General features: G+C 73.0%; 15 protein-coding genes. 11 read left to right on the forward strand and 4 right to left on the reverse strand.

The window, feature by feature from the left end:
- Nucleotides 1–16: 16 nt before the first annotated feature.
- Nucleotides 17–1,579, reverse strand: a complete 1,563-nt coding sequence (locus ACIQCJ_RS21065) for an HtaA domain-containing protein (protein WP_402712190.1) — start codon at nt 1,577–1,579, stop codon at nt 17–19.
- A 208-nt stretch (nt 1,580–1,787) separates the two neighbouring features.
- Entirely contained in the window at nt 1,788–3,278 is a 1,491-nt protein-coding gene (locus ACIQCJ_RS21070) for an HtaA domain-containing protein (RefSeq protein ID WP_402712191.1), read from the reverse strand.
- Nucleotides 3,279–3,768: 490 nt separating this feature from the next.
- Here ACIQCJ_RS21070 and ACIQCJ_RS21075 point away from each other — a divergent pair, with 490 nt between their 5' ends.
- The 6 genes from ACIQCJ_RS21075 to corA all read left to right on the forward strand — a co-directional run bounded on the left by ACIQCJ_RS21075 (nt 3,769) and on the right by corA (nt 11,090).
- Complete coding sequence (locus tag ACIQCJ_RS21075) at nt 3,769–4,803, forward strand: hemin ABC transporter substrate-binding protein (RefSeq protein WP_401304064.1); 1,035 nt, start codon at nt 3,769–3,771, stop codon at nt 4,801–4,803.
- An 8-nt stretch (nt 4,804–4,811) separates the two neighbouring features.
- Nucleotides 4,812–6,068, forward strand: a complete 1,257-nt coding sequence (locus tag ACIQCJ_RS21080; RefSeq protein WP_402712192.1) for a FecCD family ABC transporter permease — start codon at nt 4,812–4,814, stop codon at nt 6,066–6,068.
- Entirely contained in the window at nt 6,065–6,895 is an 831-nt protein-coding gene (locus tag ACIQCJ_RS21085) for a heme ABC transporter ATP-binding protein (protein ID WP_355334538.1), read from the forward strand. Before ACIQCJ_RS21080 ends, ACIQCJ_RS21085 begins: the two co-directional genes overlap by 4 nt.
- A 488-nt stretch (nt 6,896–7,383) precedes the next feature.
- The gene (gene ddaH / locus ACIQCJ_RS21090; protein ID WP_391043693.1) at nt 7,384–8,205 is read left to right on the forward strand and encodes a dimethylargininase; all 822 of its coding nucleotides are present in this window, start codon (nt 7,384–7,386) and stop codon (nt 8,203–8,205) included.
- 147 nt (nt 8,206–8,352) lie between these two features.
- Nucleotides 8,353–9,930 (forward strand): phytoene desaturase family protein, encoded by a 1,578-nt coding sequence (locus ACIQCJ_RS21095; protein WP_402712193.1) that lies wholly within the window; start codon nt 8,353–8,355, stop codon nt 9,928–9,930.
- Nucleotides 9,927–11,090 (forward strand): magnesium/cobalt transporter CorA, encoded by a 1,164-nt coding sequence (gene corA / locus ACIQCJ_RS21100; protein ID WP_401304071.1) that lies wholly within the window; start codon nt 9,927–9,929, stop codon nt 11,088–11,090. Before ACIQCJ_RS21095 ends, corA begins: the two co-directional genes overlap by 4 nt.
- A gap of 4 nt (nt 11,091–11,094) precedes the next feature.
- On the opposite strand, the gene ACIQCJ_RS21105 is transcribed toward corA, so the two are convergent.
- Entirely contained in the window at nt 11,095–12,081 is a 987-nt protein-coding gene (locus ACIQCJ_RS21105) for a small ribosomal subunit Rsm22 family protein (protein WP_402712362.1), read from the reverse strand.
- 295 nt (nt 12,082–12,376) lie between these two features.
- Here ACIQCJ_RS21105 and ACIQCJ_RS21110 point away from each other — a divergent pair, with 295 nt between their 5' ends.
- Nucleotides 12,377–13,873 (forward strand): sugar transferase, encoded by a 1,497-nt coding sequence (locus ACIQCJ_RS21110; RefSeq protein ID WP_402712194.1) that lies wholly within the window; start codon nt 12,377–12,379, stop codon nt 13,871–13,873.
- On the opposite strand, the gene ACIQCJ_RS21115 is transcribed toward ACIQCJ_RS21110, so the two are convergent.
- The gene (locus ACIQCJ_RS21115) at nt 13,870–14,832 is read right to left on the reverse strand and encodes a GDP-L-fucose synthase (protein ID WP_355334550.1); all 963 of its coding nucleotides are present in this window, start codon (nt 14,830–14,832) and stop codon (nt 13,870–13,872) included. The two genes, ACIQCJ_RS21110 and ACIQCJ_RS21115, sit on opposite strands and share 4 nt — an antisense overlap.
- Nucleotides 14,833–14,927: 95 nt before the next feature.
- Between ACIQCJ_RS21115 and gmd the strand changes: the two genes are divergently transcribed.
- From gmd to ACIQCJ_RS21135, 4 genes are all read left to right on the forward strand, one after another.
- The gene (gene gmd, locus ACIQCJ_RS21120) at nt 14,928–15,941 is read left to right on the forward strand and encodes a GDP-mannose 4,6-dehydratase (RefSeq protein WP_188285703.1); all 1,014 of its coding nucleotides are present in this window, start codon (nt 14,928–14,930) and stop codon (nt 15,939–15,941) included.
- 119 nt (nt 15,942–16,060) lie between these two features.
- On the forward strand, nt 16,061–18,283 hold the full coding sequence (locus tag ACIQCJ_RS21125) for a LamG-like jellyroll fold domain-containing protein (RefSeq protein ID WP_391043679.1): 2,223 nt from the start codon (nt 16,061–16,063) through the stop codon (nt 18,281–18,283).
- Nucleotides 18,280–19,032: a hypothetical protein gene (locus ACIQCJ_RS21130; protein WP_402712195.1), complete on the forward strand. Its 753-nt coding sequence runs from the start codon at nt 18,280–18,282 to the stop codon at nt 19,030–19,032. The genes ACIQCJ_RS21125 and ACIQCJ_RS21130 overlap by 4 nt, the downstream gene beginning before the upstream one ends.
- Before the next feature lie 50 nt (nt 19,033–19,082).
- Complete coding sequence (locus tag ACIQCJ_RS21135; RefSeq protein ID WP_355334560.1) at nt 19,083–19,907, forward strand: glycosyltransferase family 2 protein; 825 nt, start codon at nt 19,083–19,085, stop codon at nt 19,905–19,907.
- Nucleotides 19,908–20,021 lie beyond the last annotated feature (114 nt).

Here is a 20,021-nt window from a genome sequence, read left to right on the forward strand (position 1 = left end):
GGCGGACGTTTTCGCGTCAGACGGTGTTGCGGCGGCGGGCCACGGTGACGGTCGCGGCGGCGCCGGTCACCAGCAGGGCGCCCGCGGCGGCGAGCAGCGCGGCGGACGGGGTGCCGGAGCCGGTGGAGGCCAGCTCGCCGTCGGTGGTGAAGTCGTTGCCGGTGCCGCCGACCGTGCTGCCGGAACCGCCGGTCGTACCGCCGCTGGTGGAGCCGCCGGTCGTACCGCCGTCGGAGGAACCGCCCGACGAACCGGCCGACGGGCTCGGCGAACCGGTCGGCAGGGTGGCGCTGTCGTCCAGCGAGACGGCGACCGTCACCGGGTCGAGCGCGTCGCCCGCCTTGTAGAAGCCGCTGAACGCCTTCGCGCCGTCCTCGGTGAGCACGGCGGAGGCGCCGGAGACCGTGACGACGTCGCCGTCGGCGGTCGGCGCGACACCGCTCAGGGTGGCCACGGCGATGCCCTTGTAGTCGGTGACCTTGCCCGAGGCCATGTCCTTGGCCGACACATCGGCGGTGAGGGTGCCGGTGGCGCCCTTGGTGGCCACCGCGAAGTTGCCGAACTTCAGGTCGAGCGCGTACGTGCCCTGCTGGAGGTGGCCGAGGAAGCGGACGCCGCCGGAGAAGGAGGCGTTGAGGGTCTTGGTGTCGGCGTCGTAGGTGCCGGCGCCCTTGGGGAAGCGGTAGCCGGAGGCGGTGCCGGTGGCGCCGTCGGTGAGCTCCACCTTGCCGTCGGCGATCGGTCCTGTGACGTAGGAGCGGAAGGACTGCTTGACGCCCCAGTCGAGGTTGCCGTCCACGACGGCGGCGGGGCCGCCGGGCGCGGTCGTGGTGGGCGTGGCGGTCGGCTCGCCCGTGGGCTCACCGGTGGGCTCGCCGGTCGGCGGGTTGGTGGTCGGTGCGGTGGTCGGCGGCGTGGTGGGGGCGGTGGTCGGCGGGGTGGTGGGCGGCGTCGTCGTCGGGGCGGCGCCCGGAGTGACGGACAGGTCGGCTGCGTCCAGCGCCGTACCGGGCTGGTACATGCCGTTGAAGGCGCTCGACCCGTCGGCGGTCAGCGTGGCCGGGATGCCGTTGAAGGTCATCGCGCCGCCCGCGCCGCCGCCGGGCCTGACGTTCGACAGGTCGAGCGTGGCGAATTCCACGTCGTTCGACGTGCTGCCCGCGGCGGTCACGTCGGCGGTGATCCTGCCCGTGGTGCCGACGGTGACGACCTTGAGGTCGGCCAGCTTGATGTCGAAGCCGTGCAGCGTGGACGCGAACTCGACGCTGCCGTCGAAGCCGACGGTCACGCCGTGCGTCGACGTGTCGTACGAGCCTTGGCCGTTGGTGAAGTGGAAGGTGCCGTTGGAGTTGGCGGTCGCGCCGTCCGCGGTGGTGATGGTGCCCCCCGCGGGGCCGGTCACGTACGAGCGGAACGACTGCTTGACGCCCCAGTCGAAGGTGCCGCCGGTGAGCGGTACGGCCGGGGACGACGGCGAGTCGGCGGCGGCGAACGCCGGGACCAGCAGGGCGGTGGCCGCCCCCGCGGTGGCGGTGGCTATGGCCAGGGCGAGCGCGCGGGAGCTGAGGCGGGCGGTCATGGGGTGGTGTGCTCCTTGTGTTCCTCGGAAGGTGGTGCTCGGTGCGGTGGTGCCCGGTGCGGGCATGCGGCCGTACGGAGGGCGTACGGACCCTGCGGCCGCACGCTGCGTGCGGCCGTACGCGTCCTGCGGTGCTGCGGTTCGAGCGGGTGGTGCGAGGTGCGGGGGGAGGTGACGCGCCGTCAGCCGACGTCTGGGTGACGCGCCGTCAGCCACCGTCTTCGGTACGGCGTTTGCGCCGTACGACGGTGAAGACGACCGCCGCCGCGGCGAGGACCGCGGCCGACCCGCCGGCCAGCAGGCCGACCGGCGCGCCGTCGTGCGAGCTGTCCGCGGCGGACTCGGTGCGCGGCGCGGCGGGCGCGGTGCTCGGCGCCGGGGACGCCGCCGGGGTGGCGGACGCCGCGGGGTCGGAGCCGATGTCGGGCAGCGCGGGCAGGGCCGCCGCCTTGTCGAGGGCGACGGAGAGGGTGAGCGGGTCCATCGAAGTACCCGCGGTGTAGAGGCCGTTGAACGCCTTGGCGCCCTGCGCCGTCAGCGTGGTCGGGACCTCGGTCAGGGAGATCAGACCGTTCTTCGGCGCGAGCGCGGCGGTCGCGGCGAAGGTGATGAACGGCTCGCCGTCCGCGTACAGCGTGCCCTTGCCGTCGGTGACCGTGACGCGGACCGCGCTGATCGACAGGTCGAGCCCGTACGTGCCGTCCGCCGCCTTCATCCCGACGAAGCGCACCGTCCCGCCGAACCGGGCGTCCAGCGAGTGGTGCGAGGCGTCGTACGTGCCGCGGCCCGCGCCGAAGCGGAACAGGGCGCCGCCGTCCCGTGCGCCGTCGGCCACCGTCCAGCGGCCCTTGGCGATGTCGCCGGTCACGTACTCGCGGAAGGTGCGGCGTACGCCCCAGTCGGCGGCGGCGTCAACGACCGTGCCGGGCACGGCCGTCGGGGTGGCGGTCGGCTTCCCCGACGCCTTGTCGCTCGCGCCGCCGGTCGGGGTCCGCGGCGGGGCGGTGGTCGGCGAGGCGGGTGCGCGCAGGTCGACCGAGAGGCTGACCGGGTCCAGCGGGGTGCCGGTGGTGTAGTAGCCCGCGAAGGCGCGGGCGCCCTGCGAGGTGAGGGTGGCCGGGATGCCGCTGAGGGTGATCTGCGACCCAGTGACCCCGCGGGTGTTGACGCCGCCGACGGCGAGCGAGGCGAGCGGCACCTGGGCTGTGATGGTGACCCGACCGGTGTTCTTGTCCTTGCTGCGCATGTCGGCGTAGAGCGTGCCGTGGCCGCCGGAGATCTTGACGGTGGGACGGCTGATGGTGAGGTCGAGTTGATAGGCGCCGCTGGTCTGCCGGTGCCCCAGGAAGTGGACGCCGCCCGCGAAGGCGGCGGTCAGCGCGCCGCTGCCCGGATCGTACGAGCCCCGCGCCGAAGGGAAGCGGAACTGGTTGCTGCCGAAGGTGCCCGCGCCGCCGGTCATCGCCCAACTGCCTTTCGCGATGGGCCCGGTGACATAGCTCTGGAACGACGCCTTGATTCCCCAGTCCAGCCGTCCCCCGGCGACCGTGCGGCTCGTCGCGGCGTCCGCCCTTGACGCGGGCAGCACCGCGGTCAGCGCGGTCAGCGCGACCGCGCCGAGCAGCGCGGTGCTCACGGCCGTGAGCGAGACGGCCCGGCCGCCGGTACGGCGCACGCGGGCATGACGGAACAACGGCATGGACCCCTCCAGGACTGGCAAACTCAGGTAAGGCTAACCTAAGCTAATCACCGACCGGCGGGGAACCCTCCCGCGACGTCGCCGAACGCGCTGGCGCGCGGGCACAGCGGCATCACGACATGACGGCACCACGGCAAGGGACGGGTTGGCAGTGCGAACAGGTTCCGAACGACGTCCCGACCGAGCGGATGCCGAGCCGCATGCCGCGGGCTTCCCGACGACGGCCTCGCAGGCCGGGCGCTCCCTGGGCGCCCCGGACGCCGACACTCCGCAACGCGGGCATGCCCAGGCCGACTTGGGCGACCGCACCGCGCCGGAACCCACCCGTCCACCGGCCGCCGGTCCACAGCCGACCGCCGTCCGAGCCGCCCCGGACCTCGCCGCGTCACCAACCCCGCCTTCGTCCCCCGCCGGTTCACCACCGACCGCCGTCCGGGCCGCCCCGGAAGCCGACGGCTCGGGGCGCGGTCGCTCGCGGCGCCGCGCTCCCGTGCGGCGGAACGCGTGCGCCGCGCGGGGCGTGGCCTTCTCGCTGCTCGGCGGGCTGCTGGCGCTCGCGCTCACCGCGTGCGGCGGCTCGGCGGGGAAGGCGGGGCCGTCCGCGAGCGGTTCGGGGGCGACGTCGAGCGCGGGAGCGGACGCCGACCGGATCGAACCGCTGGCCGGTGCGGCGCCCGTGCCCGTACTGCCCGCCACCGTCACCTCGGCGGACGGCCGGAAGGTCACCGTCACCGCCGCCGACCGGATCGTGCCGCTCACCGGCGGGCTGTCCGAGATCGTCTTCACGCTGGGCCTCGGCAAGAACGTCGTCGCGCGCGACATCACGGCGACCTTCGCGCAGGCGGCGAAGCTGCCGGTGGTGACCCGCGCCCACGACGTCTCGGCCGAGGGCGTCCTGTCCCTGCACCCCACCCTCGTCCTCGCCGAGGACACCACGGGCCCGGCCGAGGCGATCCGCCAGATCCGCGACGCGGGCGTCCCGCTCGTCGTCGTCAAGACGGCGACCTCGCTCGACGACGTGGGCCCGCGGATCGACGCCGTGGCCGCCGCGCTCGGCGTGAAGGCCGCGGGTGACACGCTGCGCGCGCGTACGGCGCAACGGATCGACGCCGTCCGCGCGACGATTCCGAGCACGTCCGACAAACCGCGCGTCGCCTTCCTCTACCTGCGCGGCACCGCGTCGGTCTATCTGATCGGCGGGCGCGGCTCCGGCGCCGACTCCCTCATCGCGGCGGCGGGCGGCGTCGACGCCGGGACCGCCTCCGGCCTCGACAAGGACTTCACCCCCATCACCAGCGAGGCCCTGGTGAAGGCCGCGCCCGACGTCATCCTCGTCATGACCAAGGGGCTCGACTCCGTCGGCGGGGTCAGCGGCCTCGAAAAGGTCCCGGGCGTCGCCCAGACCCCCGCCGGTCTCGACCACCGTGTCGTCGCCATCGACGACGGCACCCTCCTCAACTTCGGCCCCCGCACCGACTCCGTCCTGCGCCGGCTCACCACCGGCATCCACCAAAAGGCCCGGTGACCCGGCCCATGACGACCACGGCCTCCCCGAACGAGGAACACACCGCGCCCGCCGGGACGGACGACGACACCCGGCCGACCACGACTGCGGCTCCCGCTCGGGACGCCGGCCCAGGAGCCCAGGACTCCGTACCGGCGCACGATGACGCGGCGCATACGCGCACGGGGCCCAAGGAAGCGAGCGGCCCCGGGGAGATCGCGGACGACGGGCCGCGGCCGACCGGCCGTCAGGCCAACCGGCGTGGCCGGGCAACCGTGTTGATCGCGGTGCTGGCCGCGGGACTGGTCGTGCTGAGCGTCGTGTCGGCCGGGATCGGGGCGTACGGGATTCCGGCGGGGGACGTGCTGGCGTCGGTGGCGCACCGCTGCGGCCTCGGGGGCCACCGGCTGGACCGGGTGGCGGAGTCGGTGCTGTGGGACGTACGGCTGCCGCGCATCGTGCTGGCGCTGCTGGTCGGCGGCTCGCTGGGGTGCGCGGGGGCGCTGATGCAGGGCGTGTTCGGGAATCCGCTGGCCGAGCCGGGGGTGATCGGGATCTCGTCCGGCGCCGCGGTGGGCGCCGTCGGGTCGATCGCGCTCGGCCTGACCTTCGCGGGCACCTGGTCGGTGACGGTGTGCGCCTTCGTCGCCGGGCTGCTGACCGTCCTCCTCGTGTACGGCCTGTCCCGGTCCGGCGGCCGGACGGAGGTCGTCACCCTCGTCCTCACCGGCATCGCGGTGAACGCCTTCGCGGGCGCCCTCATCGGCCTGTTCGTCTTCTTCGCGGACAACTCGCAGCTCACCCAGATCACCTTCTGGCAGCTCGGTTCGCTGGCCCAGGCGAGCTGGCCGAAGGTGCTCGCGGTGCTGCCCTGCGCGCTGGCCGGTCTCGCCGTGGCGCCGTTCTTCTCCCGCCGCCTGGACCTGCTGGCGCTCGGCGAACGCCAGGCCAAGCACCTCGGCGTGGACGTCGAACGGATGCGGATCGCGGTGATCCTGATCGTGGCGCTGCTGACGGCGGCGGCCGTCGCGGTCGCGGGGATCGTCGCCTTCGTCGGGCTCGTCGTGCCGCATCTGCTGCGGATGGCCGCGGGGCCGGGACACCGTTTCCTGGTGCCGGGCAGCGCCCTCGGCGGCGCGCTCGTCCTGGTCGCGGCCGACCTCGCCGCCCGTACGCTCGCCTCGCCCGCGGAGCTGCCGCTGGGCGTGCTGACCGCCCTCGTCGGCAGCCCCTTCTTCTTCTGGCTGCTGCGCAGGACCCGCGGCCGGCAGGGGGGTTGGGCATGAGGCCGCTCGCGGTACGACGCCGCGCCCGTACGTCCCTCCCGCCGCCGCCCGCCCCCGGCGACGTCCTGGCCGAGGCCCACGACCTGGTCGTACGGCTCGGCGGGCGCCCCGTGCTCGACGGGGTCGGCGTCGCCGTCCACGCGGGCGAAGTGCTCGCCCTGGTCGGGCCCAACGGCGCGGGCAAGTCCACGCTGCTGGGGGCGCTGGCCGGTGACGTGCCCGCCGACTCCGGGGAGGTGCGGGTCGGCGGCGCGCCCCTCGGCCGCTGGACCGCCCGGCAGCTCGCCCTGCGCCGGGCCGTGCTCCCGCAGTCCTCGCCGCTCGCCTTCCCCTTCACCGCCGACGAGGTCGTACGGATGGGGCGCGCGCCGTGGGCCGGGACCGTCCTCGCCCACGAGGACGAGGCCGCGGTGGCGGCGGCCATGCGTGCCACCGAGGTCACGGGCTTCGCCGAGCGGGCCTATCCCGCGCTCTCGGGCGGCGAGCGGGCCCGCGTCGCGCTCGCGCGGGTGCTCGCCCAACGCGCGCCGCTGCTGCTGCTCGACGAGCCGACCGCCGCCCTTGACCTTCACCACCAGGAGCTCGTCCTGCGCGTCTGCCGCGAGCAGGCCGCTCTCGGGCGCGGGGTCGTCGTCGTCCTCCACGACCTCGGTCTCGCCGCCGCCCATGCCGACCGTGTCGCCGTCCTGTCCTCCGGCCGCGTCACCGCCAACGGTTCGCCTGCGGCGGTGCTCACCGCCGAACGGCTCTCCGCCGTCTACCGCCACCCCGTCGAAGTCCTCCCCCACCCCCGCAGCGGCACCCCCCTGATCCTCCCCCTCCGCTGACCCCCCACCCACCGGCCCGGTGGTCCGGAGACAACCGAACTGCCCCACCGGGACCGGTGGTGACGTGCGGGAGCGTCGTGGCTTGTCGCGCAGTTCCCCGCGCCCCTAAAAGGATCGGCTCACCGCCCCGACGAAAGACAGCCCGCCCCGCCAGGGGCGCTGGGGGCACCTCCCGGCCGAAGGCTGGGGGAGGAACTGCGCGGCCCGCCCCCACCGGCCCGGTGGTCCGGTGACAACCGAACTGCCCCGCCGGGGCCGGTGGTGACCCGCAGGAGCATCGTGGCCGAGCGCGCAGTTCCCCGCGCCCCTTAAAGATCGGCTCGCCGCCCGACGCGAAGGAACCGTACGGGGGGAAAGGGGGGAACCCTTTGGGGTACTTGGTGGTGCGGGACCCCAGCGGGAGGCGCAGAATCGGGGCGTACGTACGAACTCCGGGGGGCCGACCGTCCGCCGGAGGCGGCCCTTCACCACCCCCCGAGGAGCCCTCTTTGCGCACTGCGACACCCCGCCGGTACCTGATGTGTCCACCGGCGCACTTCCGAGTGACGTACTCGATCAACCCGTGGATGGACCCGACGAAGCCGGTGGACCCGGCACTGGCCCTGTTCCAGTGGGAGGACCTGCGCGACAGGTACCGGGCGCTGGGCCACACCGTGGAGCTGCTGGACGCGGTGGAGGACCTGCCGGACATGGTGTTCGCGGCGAACGGCGCGACCGTCGTGGACGGGAAGGTGCTGGGCGCGAGGTTCGCGAACCCCGAGCGCGAGGCCGAGGCCCCGGCGCACCTGGCGTGGTTCAGGAGCAACGGCTTTCCCGATCCGCGCGAGCCGGTGCACATCAACGAGGCGGAGGGCGACTTCGCGGTCACGGCGACATGGATCCTGGCGGGCCAGGGCTTCCGGAGCAGCCCGCTGTCGCACTCGGAGGCGCAGGAGTTCTTCGGCCGTCCGGTGATCGGCCTGGAGCTGACCGACCCGCGCTACTACCACCTGGACACGGCGCTGGCCGTGCTCGACGACGCGCGGGACGAGATCATGTACTACCCCGGCGCCTTCTCCCCCGGCAGCCGCGCCGTGCTGGCCCGGCTCTTCCCCGACGCGCTGCTGGCGACGGCGCAGGATGCCGCCGCGCTCGGCCTCAACGCGGTCAGCGACGGCCGCAACGTCCTGCTGCCGCGTACCGCCACCGGCCTGCTCGGGCCGTTGCGCGACCGGGGCTTCGAGCCGGTCCCGGTGGACATGTCGGAGCTGCACAAGGCCGGCGGCAGCGTGAAGTGCTGCACGATGGAGCTGCGCCCGGCCGTCGGCTGACCGGCGCGCGGCCCGAGCCCGCGCACGCCACGCCGCGGGTCCTCCCGGCCGGGGGCCTCGGCGTGGTGGCGGCTCGGCCACCGACCAGCTGAACCGCCCGGTCCCGACCGCCCCATGCCGTGCGCCGCCGCGTCATAGGGTGCGGGGATGGACGTTTCGAGCGGGGCACGGCATGACGTGGTGATCGTCGGCGGCGGCCACAACGGGCTGGTCGCCGCCGCCTATCTGGCCCGCGCGGGCCGCCGGGTGCTGCTGCTCGAACGGCTGCCCGCGACCGGCGGCGCGGCCGTGTCGACCCGGGCCTTCGCCGGGGTGGACGCGCGGCTGTCGCGCTACTCCTACCTGGTGAGCCTGCTGCCCGCGCGGATCACCGACGAGCTGGGGCTGCGGTTCGCGGTGCGCCGCCGCCGGATCTCCTCGTACACCCCGCGCGGCACCGGCGGCCTGCTGGTGGACGCGGGCGACGCGGCCCGTACGCGGGAGCAGTTCGCCGCGCTGACCGGCGACGACCGGGACTTCGAGGCGTGGCAGCGGTTCTACGCGATGACCGGGCGGGTCGCGCAGGCGGTGTTCCCGACGCTGACCGAGCCGCTGCCCTCGCGGGCCGCGCTGGAGAGCGCGATCGGTGACACCGCGGCCTGGGAGGCGCTGTTCGAGCGGCCGCTGGGCGAGACGGTGGAGGCGGCCTTCGCGGACGACCTGGTGCGGGGCGTGGTCCTCACCGACGCGCTGATCGGCACCTTCACGCACGCCCACGACCCGTCGCTGCGGCAGAACCGCTGTTTCCTCTACCACGTGATCGGCGGCGGGACCGGCGACTGGGACGTGCCGGTGGGCGGGATGGGCGCGTTCACCGACGCGCTGGCGGACGCGGCCCGCGCGGCGGGCGCCGAGATCGTCACCGGCGCCGAGGTCACGGGCATCGCGGCGGACGGCGTACGCGCGGAGGTGACGTACGAGCGCGACGGGCGGCAGGTGACGGTCGGGGCGCGTGACGTGCTGGTCAACGCGGCGCCGCACACGCTGGCCGGGCTGCTGGGCGAGGCGGCGCCGGGTCCGGCGCCCGAGGGCGCGCAGCTCAAGGTCAACATGCTGCTGCGCAGGCTGCCGCGGCTGCGCGACACCTCGGTGGACCCGCGCGAGGCGTTCGCCGGGACCTTCCACATCGCCGAGGGCTACGAGCAGTTGGCGACCGCGTACGAGCAGGCCGCCGCGGGGCGCCTGCCGGACGCGCCGCCGTCGGAGATCTACTGCCACAGCCTGACCGACCCGTCGATCCTCTCGCCGGAACTGGCCGGGCGGGGCGTCCACACGCTGACCCTGTTCGGACTGCACACGCCCGCGCGGCTGTTCGCGGCGGACCCGGCGGGGGCGAAGGACGCGCTGCTGGAGGCGACGCTGGCGCAGCTCGACGCGGTGCTCGCCGAGCCGCTGGCGGACTGCCTGCTGCTGGACGGCGACGGCAGGCCGTGTCTGGAGGCGAAGTCGCCGCTGGACCTGGAGCGCGAGGTGGGCCTGCCCGGCGGCCACATCTTCCACCGCGACCTGTCGTGGCCGTACGCCGCGCCGGACGCGGATCAGGTGACGTACGCCACAGGCCGCTGGGGCGTCGGCACCCCGCATGAGAACGTCTTCCTCTGCGGCGCGGGCGCGGCCCGCGGCGGCGGGGTGAGCGGTGTTCCCGGGCACAACGCGGCCATGGCGGTACTGGAGAAGGCACGATGACCACCGACGAACGCGGCATCACCCCTGGCCGGCGTCTGGACCCGCGGCTGATCGACCCCAGGCGGCTCGCCCGCCGCACGGTCGGCCGCAGGCAGTGGCGGCGCGGCGGCACCTGGCACACCCTCGGCGAGGACGGCACGGTGCCCGAGCAGCGCCGCCGCACCGCGGACGTGGTGGTCGACTGCGCGGTGTACGCGGACGGCTCGCGGGTGGCGTCGCTGCCGCCGCGCGAGGCGCTGGCGGAGGCCAGGAAGCACACCGGCGGCTTCGCCTGGATCGGGCTGCACGAGCCGGAGGCGGAGCATCTGACCGAGATCGCCGAGGTGTTCGGGCTGCATCCGCTGGCGGTCGAGGACGCGGTGACCGCGCACCAGCGGCCCAAGCTGGAGCGGTACGGCGACTCGCTGTTCATGGTGGTCAAGACGATCGTCTTCGTCGAGCACGAGAAGCTGACCGCGACCAGCGAGGTGGTCGACACCGGTGAGCTGATGATCTTCCTCGGCGCGGACTTCGTCGTGGTGGTGCGGCACGGCAGCGCGCCGGGGCTGACCCGCGTACGGCACGCCCTCGAAAGCAGCCCTGAGATGCTGGCGCACGGCCCCTCGGCGGTCCTGCACGCCATCGTCGACCAGGTCGTGGACGACTACCTGGACGTCGCCGACGAGGTCGAGCTGGACGTGGACGACCTGGAGGCCGACGTCTTCGCCGACTCGCACCGCGACGACGCCGAGCGGATCTACCAGCTCAAGCGGGAGCTCATCGAGTTCAAGCGGGCCGTGCACCCGATGGCCAGGCCCTTGCAGCGGCTGAGCGAGGAGCCGGACCGGCTCATCGGCGCCGAGGTCGCCCGCTATCTGCGCGACGTCGCCGACCACCTGACCCACGTCCGCGAGCGGCTGGTGGGCTACGGCGAGCTGGTCGACGGTCTGCTGGCGGCCAATCTCAGCCAACTCGCCGTGCAACAGAACGTCGATATGCGGCGGATCAGCGCGGGCGCCGCGATCCTCGCCGTCCCGACGATGATCGCGGGCTTCTACGGCATGAACTTCGACCACATGCCCGAGCTGCGCTGGTCCTTCGGCTACCCGCTGATGGTGGGCGTGATGGCCACGCTGTCCTTCCTGTGCTACCGCGCCTTCCACCGCTACGGCTGGCTGTAGGGCGCTAGCTCCAGCGGTCGCCCCAGGAGGCGTCGCGGGCCGCGCGGTAGGTGTCGCCGTGCCGTTTGCTGACGGTGTCGCGGACCAGGCCGCGGTCGGCGGTGCACAGGTCGAGCAGGACCAGGCCCTTGCGGATCTGCGGGTGGCGCACGACGCGGCTGGGGGCGGGGGCCGCGGGGAACCGCGCGGCGGCCACGTAGCTGAACTTCTCGTCCTCGTAGGGCAGTGAGCCGCCCTTGACCTGCCGGTGCAGCGAGCTGCGCTGGACGCGGGCGGCGAAGTGGCACCAGTCGTCGCCGGTGACCGGGCAGGCCGCGTCGTGCGGGCAGGGCGCGAGGACGGTGAGCCCGGCGGCGAGCAGCCGGTCGCGGGCGGCGATCGTGCGCGCGTACCCCCCGGGGGTGCCGGGCTCGACGACGAGCACCGCCCCGGTGGCCGCCACCGCGGCCGCGTCGATCAGTGCGGTGCGGTCGGCGGCGGTCAACTCCCCGATCACGTACGAGACGGTGACCAGGTCGGCGGCGGGCAGCGCGGGTCCGCCGCCGAGCGGCGACCGGGTCCAGCGCGCGGCGCGCAGGGCGGGCGACTCGGCGGCGCGCGCCAGTTCACCTCCCAGGTCGAGGGCGGACTGCGACCAGTCGAGGACGGTGGAGGTGTGCGCGCTCGCCGAGGGATCGCCCGGGAACGCGTCGGCCACCGCCCACGTCGCCGCGCCGGTCCCGCCGCCGAGGTCGAGATGGGTCGCGGGCGACCACCGCCCGGCCTGCAAACGGAATGCCTCGAGCGCGGCCCTGACGGCCGCGTACGTGGCGGGCATACGGTAGGCCGCGTAAGCCGCCACCGACGCCGCGTCCCGCAGAATGGGCGCTGACGTCGGCGACTTGCCACGATATGTTTCGATGAGGCGTTCCACCTCGGCGGAAGCCCTGGTGGGGGCCGTGGCGCTCAGTCGCGCCGACAGGGCTGTACGCAGGTCGTCGGGTAGGTGCACAGTGGACACAAGTCCCAAGGGTAAGGGTCGTGCACACCCGTAACGGCCTCCTTACACTCTGTGGCCATTCGATATCCATACTTGTGTTAACTCGGTCATAACAACGGCTCGAATCTGCGTAAACCGCAGCGGAAAGCCCTCGTGTTGGCCTAGCGTTCGCTCTTATCCAGGCGCACTACCCCTTGGGGAAGTGGTAGAGCGCCTCGTCGGTCGCGATGTGCCAGGGGGGTCCATGCGGCGTGTCGAAGCAAACCGGGTTCTACCGGTCATACCCATGAGTGCCGATACGAGACCCGTGCGCGCGAAAGCCGCGCACGCGTTCGGCAGGAGGGCATCGGGTTCCACCGGTGCCCTCGCCGCGCCCGGCCCTTACGGCGGGCACGGCAGGTTCAGTGACAAGGCGCGGTGGTATCTGCCGCTCGCGCTCACCGTCGACGTGCTCGGGATCACGTTCCCGGTCGCGGCGATCTTCCATGCCACCGACCAGCCGCACCCGCTGGTCTGCGCCGCCGTGGCGGCGCTCGCCTGGGTCGGTGTCCAGGCGGTCAGGCGGCGCTACGCGGCGGACGTCCTCGGCGAGCACCGCGGCGCCGGGGCGGTGCTCCGGGACTGGCTGATGCTGCTCGGGGTGCTCGCCGTGCTCAGGACCGCCTTCGATCAGGTGGCGGAACCGTCGTACGCGCTGGCCGGGCTGACCGCCGGTCCCGTGCTGACGGCGGCCTGCCGGATGCTCACCCACCACCATCTGATCGCCGCCCGGCGCGAGGCCCACGCCGTGCGCAGGGTGCTGGTCATCGGCGAGCCGAGCTCCGCCGACCATGTGGTGGGCCACCTCGCGGCCCGTACCGAACACGCGTATGTGGTGGTCGGGGTGGTCCCGGTGGGCAACGCCAAGCTGGAGTGCGGGGCCCCGGTCACCGCACGGCTCGGCGCGGTCGCGCCGTCCGGTCTCGCCGAGGACGCGGGCATCGTGCTCGGCGCCGCCCGCGACCACGGGGCGGAGCTGGTCCTGGTGGCGCCGGGACCGCGGCTGTCCGCGGAACGGCTGCGCAGGCTGTCCTGGTCCCTGCACGACGCGGGCCTGCCGCTCGCGGTGCTGCCGGGGCTGATCGATGTGGCCGTGCGCCGGGTGCAGTTGGACGCGCCCGCGGGCCTGGCCATGCTGCACATCGCCCCGCCGTCCAGGCGCGGCGTCCAGCCGGTGCTCAAGTCGGCCCTCGACCGGGTCGGCGCGGGGCTCGGACTCCTGCTGCTCTCCCCGGTCTTCGGCCTGGTGGCGGCGGCGGTCCGGCTGACCTCGCAGGGCCCGGCCTTCCACCGGCAGATCCGGTACGGGCAGGGCTGTGTGCCGTTCACCATGTGGAAATTCCGCACGATGGTGGTCGACGCGGAGCAGCGCAAGCCCGATCTGCACGGGTCGAACGAGAACGACGGCCTGATGTTCAAGATGCGCCGTGACCCCCGGGTCACCCGCGTCGGGCGGCTGCTGCGGCGGCTGTCGCTGGACGAGCTGCCGCAGCTCGTGAACGTGCTGCGCGGCGAGATGTCGATGGTCGGCCCGCGTCCGCCGCTGCCCGACGAGGTGGCGCGGTACAACGAGGTGGAGGTCAGGCGCCTCGCGGTCAAGCCGGGCATCACGGGTCTGTGGCAGGTCAGCGGCAGGTCGGAGCTGTCCTGGGACGAGACCCTCGCGATCGATCTGCGGTACGTCGACAACTGGTCGCTCTCGGGCGACGCGGATGTGATGGCCCGCACCCTGCGGGCCGTGGTCGACGGACGCGGGGCGTACTAGTGAGTCACTGTTCCGGCCACAGACCCGGCGGTCGCCCGCCAGTCCGCGTACACCGCGGCGATCCCGTCCCGCAGCGCGATCTCCGGCCGCCAGCCGAGCGCCTGAAGACGGGACACGTCGAGCAGCTTGCGTGGCGTGCCGTCGGGTTTTGTGGTGTCCCAGCCGATCGTGCCGCGGTAGCCGACGACGTCCCTGACGGTCTCGGCCAGTTCGCGGATGGTCAGGTCCTCGCCGCAGCCGACGTTGACCGGCTCGGCGCCGTCGTAGACCCGCAGCAGCAGCGCGCAGGCCGCCGCGAGGTCGTCCACGTGCAGGAATTCGCGCCGCGGTGTGCCGCTGCCCCACAGGGTCAGTTCGGCCGCGCCGTCCCGCTCGGCCTCGTGGAAGCGGCGGATGAGGGCGGGCAGCACGTGCGAGGTGGCGAGGTCGAAGTTGTCGCCGGGGCCGTAGAGGTTGGTGGGCATCGCGGAGATGTACGAGGCGCCGTACTGCTTGCGGTAGGACTGCACCTGGACGATGCCGGCGATCTTGGCGAGCGCGTACGCCTCGTTGGTCGGCTCCAGCGGGCCGGTGAGCAGCGCGTCCTCGTGGATCGGCTGCGGGGCCAGCTTGGGGTAGATGCACGAGGAGCCGAGGAAGAGCAGGCGGGCGACGCCCGCCTCGTGGGCCCCGGCGACGACGCTGAGCTGGATCCGGAGGTTGTCCTCCAGGAACTGCACGGGGTAGGTCGAGTTGGCCATGATCCCCCCGACCTTGGCCGCCGCGAGCACCACCGCGTCGGGCCGGATGTCGCGCAGATACGCGGCGGTCGCCGCCGCGTCCCGCAGGTCCAGTTCCGCGCGGCCCCGGGTGAGCACCTGGTGGCCGTCGGCGGTGAGGCGGCGGGCCACGGCGGAGCCGACGAGGCCGCGGTGGCCCGCGACGAAGATCCGGGCCGCGTCCGGCAGTAGGTCTGTCATGGAACGGCATTCTGCCAGCACACTTCACCCGATCGGGTGCCAACCCATCTTTACGTACGAAATACAGCACAACCCGACCAGTTGGGGGGACTCACATGGGCAAGACCGCGCTCATCACCGGCGTCACCGGCCAGGACGGCTCGTATCTCGCGGAGCTGCTGCTGTCCAAGGGCTACACCGTGCACGGCCTCGTGCGCCGCTCGTCGACGTTCAACACCGAACGGATCGACCACATCTACCAGGACCCCCAGGAGAAGAACCGCTCCTTCGTGCTGCATCACGCGGATCTCACCGACGGCATCGCGCTGGTGAGCCTGCTGCGTGACCTGCGGCCGGACGAGATCTACAACCTGGGCGCGCAGTCCCATGTGCGGGTCTCCTTCGACGCGCCGCTGTACACCGGGGACGTCACCGGCCTGTCCGCGCTGCGGCTGCTGGAGGCGCTGCGGGCGAGCGGCATCGAGGCGCGGATCTACCAGGCGTCGTCCTCGGAGATGTTCGGCGCCGCCCCGCCGCCGCAGAACGAGCGCACCCCGTTCCACCCGCGCAGCCCGTACGGCTGCGCGAAGGTCTTCGCCTACTGGGCGACGGTGAACTATCGCGAGGCGTACGGGATGTACGCCGTCAACGGCATCCTGTTCAACCACGAGTCCCCGCGCCGCGGTGAGACCTTCGTCACCCGCAAGATCACCCGCGCCATCGCGCGTATCCAGGCCGGCCTCCAGGACCGGCTCTACCTGGGCAATCTGGACGCGGTGCGCGACTGGGGCTACGCGCCGGAGTACGTGGACGCGATGTGGCGGATGCTCCAGCGCGACGAGCCGGAGGACTACGTGGTGGCGACCGGCGAGGCCGCGACCGTGCGGCAGTTCCTTGAGGTGGCCTTCGAGCACGCGGGTCTGGACTGGGCCGAGCATGTCCGGTACGACCCGAAATACGAGCGGCCCAGCGAGGTCGACGCGCTCATCGGCGACGCGAGCAAGGCACGGGACCTGCTGGACTGGAAGGCGCAGGTCAGGGTGGCGGAGCTGGCCCGGATCATGGTCGACGCGGACATCCGACAGGTGGCGGACCAGTTGTCGGGGGCCACGATTCGCATCGACAGATGATGTGATGTCACTTTATTCGTCAAAAAGGCAGACCGGGCTAAGCGGAACCCCCTACTCTGCCGTGCATCACGACGGCCGTATCGGCCGTTGCAACACATCAGGGGCCTGGGGGGCAACTCATGCGTAAATTGCCGGTGTTCTCGGCTGCCATATTGCTGGCAGCCGCGACGCTGGGAGTGATGTCGTCGCCATCGGCGACCGCGCTCCAACCACCGGTCGGCATCACCGCCGACAATCTCAGCACGTACCAGACCAACGGGATCGTGTGGGCCATGGCCCAGGCGAACGGCGTGGTCTACACAGGGGGCACCTTCTCCGCGATCCGGCCCGCCGGGTCCGCGGCCGGGACCAACGAGACGTCCGTCGCGAACTTCGCGGCCTTCGACGCCGCGACCGGCGCGCCCACCGGCTGCCAGCTCAACTTCACGGTGGGCTCCAACAACGCCACCGTGCGCGCGCTGGCCGTCTCGCCCGACGGCCAGACGCTCTACGCGGGCGGCTTCTTCGGCGCGGTCAACGGTGTCGGGGTGAGCAGCCTGGCCGCGATCAACCTGGCCACCTGCGCGGTCAGCACGACCTTCCACCCGGCGGCCTCGGGCACGGTGCGCACCATCGCCGCGACCTCGGACGCCGTGTACTTCGGCGGCGACTTCACGTCGGTCGGCGGCCAGTCCCGTGGCAAGTTCGCCGCGGTGAACACCGCGGGCGCCCTGCTGCCGTGGTCGCCCAACGCCGACCTGCCGGGCCGGGCGCTGGCGATCACCCCGGACGGCCAGAACGCCATCATCGGCGGTGACTTCAACTACGTCGGCGGCACCTACTCGCACTCGCTCGCCGTGGTCGACACCACGACCGGCGCGCTGACCAAGGCGTACCCGCCCGGGTTCCTCGACGCGACCTCGGTGACGAAGTCGATCATCGTGGACCCGGCGAGCAACGCCTTCTACACCGCCAACGAGGGCACCGGCGGCGGCGTGTTCGACGGCCGGGTGGCGCTCAGCCTCACCGACTTCAACCAGATCTGGCGGGACACCTGCCTGGGCGCCACGCAGAGCCTGGTGGTCCACGGCACCGTGCTCTACAGCGGCTCGCACGCCCACGACTGCTCCAGCATGGGCGAATTCCCCAACTCGACGCGCAAGCACCTGGTCGCCGAGTCGGTCACCGACCCGCACCTGCTGTCGTGGTACCCCGACACCAACGACGGGATCGGCGAGAAGATCGGCCCGCGCGTGATGGCGATCTCGTCGTCCGGCGGCCACGACTACATGTGGGTCGGCGGCGAGTTCACCACCGTCAACGGCGGCGCGCAGCAGGGCCTGACCCGCTTCGCCGACGGCCCCGACACCGGCGCCCCGACGCTGCCGCAGACCGCGGTGAGCAGCATCGACCCCAGTGCGGTGAAGGTGACCTGGCAGTCGAGCACCGACAACGACGACGGCACGCTGATCTACAACGTGTACCGCAACGGCGCGGCCACCCCCGTCTACACGGTCAGCGGCGACTCCAAGCCCTGGATCCGCCCGCAGATCACGTTCACCGACACCAATGTCACGCCCGGCGTGAAGTACACCTACCGGGTGTCGGCCAGTGACGGCGTCAACACCAGCGCCCAGTCGCCGAACGCGGCGGCCACCGTTCCGGCCACGGCCGAGCCGTACGCCACGCAGGTCCTCGCCGACGGCGCGAATCTGTACTGGCGCTACGACGCCGCCGCCGGTTCGTACAACGCGGACGCCTCCGCGGCCGACGACAGCGGGATCAGCGTCGGCGGCCCGGTGCACGCCGTCTCGCCGGGCGCGGTGCCCGGCTCGAAGGCGTACACCTTCAACGGCTCCACCCAGTGGACGTACAGCGACCGCTCGCACCCCACACCGTCCGCGTACAGCGTCGAGACGTGGTTCAAGACCACCACGACCTCCGGCGGCAAGCTGATCGGCTTCGGGAACCTGGCGACCGAGACCAGCGGCAACTACGACAAGCACGTCTACATGACCGACAGCGGTCAGCTCATCTTCGGCGCCTACACCGGCAGCACCCGCATCGTCTCCACGCCCACCGGCGGCTACAACGACGGCAACTGGCACCAGGTCGTCGCCACGCAGGGGGCGAACGGGATGCGGCTGTACGTGGACGGCGTCCTCAAGGGCAGTGACGCCACCGTCACCACCAGCCAGAACTACGACGGTTTCTGGCGGGTCGGCGGCGACAACCTGAACGGCTGGCCTTCCCAGCCGAAGAGCCAGTTCTTCGCGGGCTCGATCGACGAGGCGGCCGTCTTCCCGACGGTCCTCAGCCCGGCCCAGATCGCGAACCAGTACGCGCTCGGGACCGCCGGGTGACCCGGAAACACCGCTCCGCCACTGCCGCCGCCGTCCTCGTGACGGCGGCGGCGGTGCTGCTCGGCGCCTGCGGCGGCGGGGGTGGCGGAGGCGGCCACGACACGGCGAGGAACGACGCTAAGGCGTCGCCCGGCGTCTCCGCGACGGCCACGGGCGGCACTTCGGGACCGTCCGCGACCACGAGCCCCGACGCCGGTGCCGGTTCGGACGACAGCACCGAGGCGCCGGGTTCCGCGGCCGACGCCCCGAAGGTGCCGGACGCGCAGCTCACCCCGCCCGGCGGCGGGACCTTCAGCAAGCCCCAGAAGTCGTATCTGTCGGGGCGGGTGCCCAAGGGCACCGACCCGGTGGCCGTCCTCGAGGGCGGCCAGGAGATCTGCGACCGGCTGACCCGTACCGCGAAGATCGACAAGGACGCGGCGGCCGGGGCGATCGTCACCGGCGACATCAGCGGGTCCGGCGCGGCGGCGGCCGTCCGCAGCCTCTGCCCCGACCAGCGGTCGGTGATCGACGCCGCCGCGCGGGGCTTCGCCGACGGGACGTTCACGGTGGCGGCGAAGGCCGTCCCCGGCACGTCGGTCGCGCCCGGCACCTACCGCGCGCCGCACCCGTCGACGCACTGCACCTGGCGGGTGACCAGCTCGAACGGCACCCTGTCGGCCGGCAGCGGCGCCCGGATGACCGTCCCCGCCGCCGCGCGCGGCGTCACCTCCAGCGGCTGCTACGTGTGGCTCGCGGGCACGGGGTGAGCGATGCGCCGTGAGCCGCAGGACGAGACCGAGATGAACGGAGGGACCGCATGAGCAAGCTCCCGATCGTGGTGGCGATACCGACCAAGAACGAGGCGGAGAACATCGCCCGTACGGTGTCGTCGGTCATCGACCACGTCGAGGCCGTGGTGGTGGTCGACTCGGCCAGCACCGACGACACCTGCAAGATCGCCGAGGGCCTCGGCGCGGAGATCGTCGAGTACGCGTGGGACGGCAAGTACCCCAAAAAGAAGCAGTGGTGTCTGGACCATGTGCGCACCGAGATCCCCTGGCTGCTCTTCCTCGACGGCGACGAGACGCCGAGCCCCGAGCTGCTGGCCGAGCTGAAGGCCGCCTTCGCGGCCGGGCCGCCGTCGGTGGCCGCCTTCGACATCCCGCTGGGCTACTGGTTCGCGGGACGGCGGCTGCGGCACGGCTACACCATCGTCAAGCGCGCGCTGCTGGACCGCACCCGCTGCCACTTCCCCGAGGTCGGCGACCTCGAAGCGCCCGGCATGGGCGAGCAGGAGGGCCACTACCAGCCGGTCGCGCCGTCGGCCGCCCGGCTGCGCTCACCGATCGAGCACGAGGATCTCGACCCGGTGCGCACCTGGTTCGAGCGGCACAACCGCTACTCCGACTGGGAGGCGTGGCTGGAGCTGAACCCCCGGGTGAAGGAGGAGATCCGGCAGGTCAAGACCCGCCAGGGCCAGCTCTTCCACAAGGCGCCGTTCAAGCCGCTGGTGTCCTTCACCTACGCCTACGTCTACAAGCGCGGCTTCCTCGACGGCCGGGCGGGCTTCGACTACGCGCTCGCCATGAGCTTCTACCGCTGGCAGATCGGCCTCAAGACGCGGGAGGGGCGCAAGCCCTGAACCGCGGTCGGCCGTGAACCGCGGTCGGCCGTGAACCGCGGTCGGCCGTGACCCGCGGTCGGCCGTGACCCGCGGTCGCTGATCGCGCCGCCCGAGGCCGGCCCCGGTCCTCCC

The organism is Streptomyces sp. NPDC093221, from assembly GCF_044753885.1.
In the GTDB taxonomy this organism is placed as follows: Bacteria; Actinomycetota; Actinomycetes; order Streptomycetales; family Streptomycetaceae; genus Actinacidiphila.